1 protein-coding gene and 1 pseudogene are annotated in these 1,533 nt (G+C 75.1%); both read left to right on the plus strand.

Annotated features, from left to right (window positions below; all coding sequences use genetic code 11):
* A pseudogene (locus HYE82_RS36435) lies at positions 1-420 on the plus strand (acyl-CoA thioesterase domain-containing protein); the annotation flags it as partial.
* A gap of 160 nt (positions 421-580) precedes the next feature.
* Positions 581-1,533 (plus strand): serine/threonine-protein kinase (locus HYE82_RS36440; RefSeq protein ID WP_256988209.1); only part of this gene is annotated, 953 nt, incomplete at its 3' end.

The following is a 1,533-nucleotide window of genomic DNA, read 5'->3' on the forward strand; positions in this document are numbered from 1 at the left end:
CCCCCGGGGGAGGTGGGGGTGACGCCGTTCTTCCCGGTGCCGTGGGACATGGGCTACCACGCGGCGATGGAGACCCGGTTCACCGAGGGTGCCTTCACGGAGCCGGGGCCGGGGACGTGCTGGATGCGGATGAAGGTGCCGCTGATCGCGGAGGAGGGGACCAGGCCGCTGGACCGGATCCTGGTGGCCGCGGATTCCGGGAACGGGATCAGCGCGGTGGTGGACTTCGGCCGGTACCTGTTCGTCAACAGCGACCTGACCGTCCATCTGCACCGCCATCCGGCCGGCGAGTGGGTGTGCGTGGAGGCGCGTACGAGTGTGGACGCGGCCGGGATCGGTCTCGCGGACTCCGTGCTGCACGACGAGAAGGGGCCCGTCGGGCGGGGCGCGCAGAGCCTGTTCGTCGCGCCGCGGGCCTGAGCGCTCCGCTGGGAGTCCGGTCGGCAGAACGCGGGCCGGTGGGGGCCGGTTGGGCGGTTCCCCGCGCCCTTGCGGGGCGCGGTACCGCACCGGACTTCACTGATCCCGCTTGGTCAACCCCTCTGCGGGGCCGGGGGATCGGTGTGGCAGTCTCATGTCAATGGAGCCCCTGAGAGACGTCGACCCCGCCTGTATCGGGGCGCATGCGCTGCTGGCCCGGCTCGGTGCGGGCGGCATGGGCCAGGTGTACCTGGCGCGTTCGCCCGGCGGGCGCCTGGTGGCCGTGAAGGTGATCCGGGACGAGATCGTCGGGCATCCGGAGGCGCTGGCGCGGTTCCGGCGCGAGGCCGAGACGGTGCGCGCGGTGCGGTCGGCGTACACGGCGAACCTGATCGACGCCTCGCTGGCGGCGGCGCCCTTCTGGCTGGCGACGGAGTACGTGGCGGGCCCGACGCTGGCCCACGCGGTGGCGCAGCGCGGTGCGCTGCCCGCGGACACCTGCCGCCGGCTCTTCGCGGCGCTCGCGGAGGGGCTGGCGAGCGTCCACGCGTACGGGGTGACGCACCGGGACTTCAAGCCGCAGAACGTGATCCTGGGCGCGCAGGGGCCGCAGCTCATCGACTTCGGCATCGCCCGGGGCGTCGGTGAGACGGCGCTGACCCAGGACGGGCAGGCTCCGGGCACGCCCGGGTACACGGCGCCGGAGGTGCTGCTGGGCGCGGAGGCGGGGCCCGCGGCGGACGTCTTCGCGCTGGGGGCGTCGCTGGCGTACGCGGCGACGGGGCGGTCGCCGTTCGGTACGGGTGTGGCGGCGACCGTGAGCTACCGGGCGGTGCACGAGCCGGTGGACGTGGCCGGGGTGGAGCCGGGGCTGGCGGCCCTGATCGAGGCCTGCGTGGCGAAGGACCCGGCGGTCCGGCCTGAGCTGTCGGAGGTCGTGGCGCGGTGCGCGGTGCGGGACGCGCTGGTCGACGACCCGGTGTACGTGGGGCTGGGGGCGCTGGGCGAGGCGGTGCCGCTGCACGAGATGCGGACGCAGGGGCCGGGGGCGGTGCCGTACGGGTACACGCCGACCGCGTATGCGGGCGCGACCGCGCCGCTGCCGGGCCGCGG

This window comes from Streptomyces sp. BR123, assembly GCF_013401435.1.
In the GTDB taxonomy this organism is placed as follows: domain Bacteria; phylum Actinomycetota; class Actinomycetes; order Streptomycetales; family Streptomycetaceae; genus Streptomyces.